Below are 4,646 nucleotides of genomic sequence, written 5' to 3'. Positions count from 1 at the left end.
ACCACCCCAACAGCCGTTCCTACGACTCCCAAACCGATGATGCCGACTTTATTTGTCATTCCCTAACCTCCTCAGGATTACGGCAGGCAACTGCCTCTAAAATCGCGCCGTCTCGGTCCAATAATGGATACAAGCGGACTTGAAAAGGATATCGGCGGGAGATCCCCTATTCCATTTTCTTTATTTCACAATCTTCTCGCCCTAAGACTCTAGCCAGCACCTCCTTAACCGTCATCCCGTCTTCAGGAAGAATTAATTCCGAGTTCACTTCTTCCAGCGGGATGAGAACAAACAACCTCTCGCGCAGGTACGGATGGGGTATGTGCAGTTGTGGTAAATGAATCTGTTCGCCTCCGTACCACAGAATATCCAGATCTATCACCCGTGGGCCCCATTTCTCTCCAGCCTGGCGGCCCATTTTAATTTCAATTTGTTTGAGGTTCTCCAGTAAGACCAGCGGCCCCAACCCGGTGTCTATAGAAATAACCTGGTTTACAAACTCATCCTGGTCGGTCTTGCCCCAGGGTGGAGTCAGATAATGCGATGATACCGCCGTTACCCTGGTATCCGGCAAAGCGGCAATCTCCTCCACGCCTCTGTCAACATTGGCCACACGATCTCCCCAATTGGAACCCAGGCCGATATAAGCCTCAGCCATTATGATCCCCCCGGGAGGTTGAAACCACATCTTCCCGGCAGCGGTAAATCTGCACTGCCACATAGTCGAACTCACCCTCGATAGGGGCTTGTGGTTTATATACAGTGGTTTCTATCGCAGACAGCAACGGAAAGCCCAGCAATACCCGGCAGCTGACCTCTTCGGCCAGGGCTTCGATCAGGTTATAGGAGGTTTCTTCCACAATCTGCCGTACCTCATGGAATACCTTCCCATAATCCACCGTAGCTGCAATGTCGTCCTGGCGGCCGGCTGTCTTCAAGTCGTGAAATAAAACCAAATCAAGTTTAAAGAGCTGCGGCTTGTCCTTTTCGCCGGGCAAAAGCCCGTGACGGCCAAAGAAGCTCAGCCCCTTCATAATGATCCTATCCATTTTCGTTCTTAATCGCGTCCGTCATCCTGGCCACGCGATAGCTTTCTTTAACGTCATGTACCCTAATTATATCAGCACCGTTCAAAATTCCTATAGCTAAAACGGCCAAACTGCCCTCAAGCCGTTGATCAACCTCCACATCCAGAGTCCGGCCGATAAACCTTTTGCGCGATGCCCCTATGAGAATCGGTTTCCCCAGGCCTTTGAAAGTCGCCAGACGCTTCATCAATAAGCGGTTCTCCGCCGGGGTCTTTCCAAAACCCAGCCCGGGATCTATAATTATCTTTTCTGCCGGCAAGCCGGCAGCGACGGTGTCTTTAATCATTATATCCAGTTCATTGATTATGTCAGCTATCAAATCCTGGTATGGCTTGCCGGTATCGATATGCAGCCGGTTGTGCATTAATACTACCGGGGTTTTTCTTTCCACCAGACTGGGCATCAATCCACGATCAAGCTGCAGCCCGCCAATATTATTGATCATATGGGCGCCGGCGTCCAGGCAGGCCGCCGCCACTTTGCTCCTAAAGGTGTCAACGGATAGTATCATATCTTCATGAGCCAATCGCCTGACCACCGGGAGCACCCGGTTAAGTTCCTCTTGCTCTCCCACAATCTCTGCCTGGGGCCGGGTTGAAGCCCCTCCGATATCAATGATATCCGCACCCTGTTCCCGCATCTCGCAGGCGTGCCGCAAAGCTTGATCCAGCTCGGTGTAGCGTCCGCCATCTGAAAATGAATCCGGAGTCAGGTTGAGAATCCCCATTATGAAGGTTCGCTCTCCGAATTGCAGGCTTTTACCGTGGCATAAATCCACCCGTCTGGCCGCAGGTTCCAGGTTTTTCAAGAGGTTCTCTATCTCCCCGGCTACCTGCTTGAGCCCCAGAGGCTGTAATTTCAACTTTTTGATTAAGAGCCGGTACTGTTTGACCGTGCCCATTATCAAGACATCAGTATGGCCCTCGCCGTAGAGGGCGTCTTTGGATACGGCTGCTTCTCCCCCTTTGGAGAGCATCTCCTGTTTTATGATGTTGGCCGCCCGACAGGGCATATCCTTTAATTTGAGATAGTGGTAAACCCCTTTGGGAACCAGAAAAGCATAAGCCCCATCGTCTACCCCGATATTGTCCAATGCAGCCCGAACCTCTTGCTGACTATTGAGAAATATCATATGATGATAAGCCATGCGTCCTCCTGCTTCTCGCAGATCAAAAGTCTAAGCCCTGTGCCGACTAGTATTCAAAGCTTGCGGCTATGGGCTCTTTGGATTTAAGTTTGGGACACTGATTGCTGAAATCACACTCCACACATACCCTGGAAAGATTATCCGCGCGGTGCAGGCGTTCTCCCAAAAAACTCATATCACGGCTTATGTTGCGGTGTTCGAATATAGCCCGGCAGATGATATCAACTTCGTTGGGGTTGAAGTACGCCCGGGGCAGGATCTCCCGGGCCAGCTTGGAACCATAGGAGGCATGGTCAACTCCGGTCTGATATTCATTCCATTTACCCAGATCGTGGGTCAGGCCGGCCGCATAAATGACCTCTTTGGCGGCCAGTTTGCCGCTCAGTCCGCAGTCCTTGATAAAATAGTTCAGGTCATTATGTTCTAACACCAGAATATATGTAATCCTGGCCACATCCAGGTGGTGCCGGAAGTCATGCTGACAATACCTGGGTTCTTTCTGCTCGTCATAGTTGCGCTGCATATAGTCTTTGTACAGCGGATCCTTTACCAGTAGCTCAACCCTTTTCACTGATATCCACCTCTATATTAATGTTGTTTTATATTATATTAACCTCAAACGCCAAACAATCCTTAATTTCCTAGTAATCCAAGGTTATTATATTATAAATAAAATTGTTTCTTCTGTCTTGGGTAAAAATGAATTTTTCCCCAAAATACTTACTGGTTGAACTGTCTTATAAAAGCCCCAACCTGCTTAATACAAAAGGACGGCTTATTATGCCGCCCTCCCGGTCTATTTTATCCATGAATCCAGGTTCCTTGAATAATCGCAGAACTCCCTGGGGTCAAAAAACAGCTTTATTTCACGTTTAGCTGCTGCCGTCGAATCAGAGCCGTGAATCAGGTTAAAGTTGGTCGCTATGGCCAGGTCTCCGCGAATGGTCCCTGGAGCAGCTTCACGCGGGTTGGTGCTGCCCATCAACTTGCGGATACTGGCTATGGCCTCTTCGCCTTCCCATACCATGGCTACCACCGGTCCTGAGGTAATGAAGGCGATCAGCTCCTGGAAAAAGCCCTTGTCCGCATGCTCGGCATAATGCTTTTGCGCCAGGTTACGGTCAATCAGCATAAATTTCATGGCTGCCAGTTTAAAGCCTTTGCTTTCAAGGCGCCGTATAATCTCCCCGACCAGGCCACGCTGCACCCCATCTGGTTTCACCATCACAAAGGTCTGTTCGGTCAATCCCGTCTGCCCCTTTCTGTGCCCCGGTTTAACTGGAACTGTCTGGCTGGTCTTCCGCTTTTTCTGCCGTATCGTTTTCCAGATTCCCATCTGTCATGACCTGTTCAAACTGTTCAGCTTCCATGGTCTCGTTCTCAATCAAATAGGTAGCTACCTGGTGCAATTTTTCCATATTCTCTTTTAATATGGCTTCAGCCTTTTTGTAGCCGCTTTCCATATATTGACTGGCCGCTTTATCGATAGCGTAGGCAATGGCGTCCGAATAATTGCGGTCTCTGGCAATATCCCGGCCCAGGAACACTTCTTCGCTCTTATGTCCAAAGGTCAATGAACCCAGTTCATCAGACATGCCCCACTCGGTGATCATCTTCCGCACAATGCTGCTGGCCCGTTCCAGATCGTTCTGCGCGCCAGTGCTGATATCGTTCAACACCAGGGCTTCCGATACCCGTCCTCCCAGCAGGAAAGCCACTTCGTCCAGAAGATGGGATTTTGTAATGTAGTTGCGGTCCTCTTCCGGCAGTATTAAAGTATACCCGCCGGCGCGGCCGCGGGGAATTATGGATATCTTGTGGACCTTGTCAGTATGCGGCAGGCAATAGCCAACAATGGCATGTCCGGCTTCGTGATAAGCCACCAGGCGTTTTTCCTTTTCCGAGATGACGCGGGTCTTCTTTTCCGGCCCGGCAATTACCCGCTCGATTGACTCTTCCAACTCTTCCATAGTTATGGCGGTTTTACCCCGTCGGGCCGTTAACAAGGCGGCTTCGTTGACCAGGTTGGCCAGATCAGCCCCTGTGAATCCGGGGGTCCGCTTGGCCAGAATTTCCAGATTGACATCCCCGGCTAAAGGCTTTTCTTTAACATGCACCCGCAGAATGGCTTCCCGGCCTCGCACATCAGGCCGGTCAATAAGAATGTGGCGGTCAAAACGGCCTGGCCGCAGCAGGGCCGGGTCCAGTATATCCGGCCGATTGGTGCCGGCCATTACGATGATGCCTTCATTGGTATCGAAACCATCCATTTCAACCAGCAATTGATTGAGGGTCTGCTCTCTCTCGTCATGACCCCCCCCCAAACCTGCGCCGCGCTGCCGGCCTACAGCATCGATTTCATCTATAAATACAATACAGGGCGCGTTTTTCTTGGCCTGTTCAAACAGGTC

6 protein-coding genes are annotated in these 4,646 nt (G+C 50.6%); all 6 read right to left on the bottom strand.

Annotated elements, in window-relative coordinates; all coding sequences use genetic code 11:
• Positions 1 to 166: 166 nt before the first annotated feature.
• Entirely contained in the window at positions 167 to 658 is a 492-nt protein-coding gene (gene folK, locus B2633_RS05010; protein WP_483169557.1) for a 2-amino-4-hydroxy-6-hydroxymethyldihydropteridine diphosphokinase, read from the bottom strand.
• Positions 651 to 1,049: a dihydroneopterin aldolase gene (gene folB, locus B2633_RS05005; RefSeq protein ID WP_481042158.1), complete on the bottom strand. Its 399-nt coding sequence runs from the start codon at positions 1,047 to 1,049 to the stop codon at positions 651 to 653. The genes folK and folB overlap by 8 nt, the downstream gene beginning before the upstream one ends.
• Positions 1,042 to 2,235, bottom strand: coding sequence for a dihydropteroate synthase (gene folP, locus B2633_RS05000; protein WP_483169556.1), 1,194 nt, complete (start codon positions 2,233 to 2,235; stop codon positions 1,042 to 1,044). Before folP ends, folB begins: the two co-directional genes overlap by 8 nt.
• Positions 2,236 to 2,281: 46 nt before the next feature.
• Positions 2,282 to 2,806 (bottom strand): HD domain-containing protein, encoded by a 525-nt coding sequence (locus tag B2633_RS04995; protein WP_481042154.1) that lies wholly within the window; start codon positions 2,804 to 2,806, stop codon positions 2,282 to 2,284.
• A gap of 225 nt (positions 2,807 to 3,031) precedes the next feature.
• The gene (ndk, locus tag B2633_RS04990) at positions 3,032 to 3,481 is read right to left on the bottom strand and encodes a nucleoside-diphosphate kinase (protein WP_481042152.1); all 450 of its coding nucleotides are present in this window, start codon (positions 3,479 to 3,481) and stop codon (positions 3,032 to 3,034) included.
• Positions 3,482 to 3,509: 28 nt separating this feature from the next.
• Positions 3,510 to 4,646, bottom strand: a 1,137-nt coding sequence (locus B2633_RS04985; protein WP_483169555.1) for an ATP-dependent metallopeptidase FtsH/Yme1/Tma family protein, incomplete at its 5' end; no start/stop codon positions are given.

This window comes from Syntrophomonas sp. UBA1041 (assembly GCF_002316705.1).
Taxonomy (GTDB): Bacteria; Bacillota; Syntrophomonadia; order Syntrophomonadales; family Syntrophomonadaceae; genus DTU019.
This window is presented reverse-complemented; position numbering and strand designations above follow the sequence as displayed.

Excerpts from the sequence above, each read along its gene's own strand:
- folK (WP_483169557.1), bottom strand. The coding sequence starts at position 658 with ATGGCTGAGGCTTATATCGGCCTGGGTTCCAATTGGGGAGATCGTGTG.
- folB (WP_481042158.1), bottom strand. The coding sequence starts at position 1,049 with ATGGATAGGATCATTATGAAGGGGCTGAGCTTCTTTGGCCGTCACGGG.
- folP (WP_483169556.1), bottom strand. The coding sequence starts at position 2,235 with ATGGCTTATCATCATATGATATTTCTCAATAGTCAGCAAGAGGTTCGG.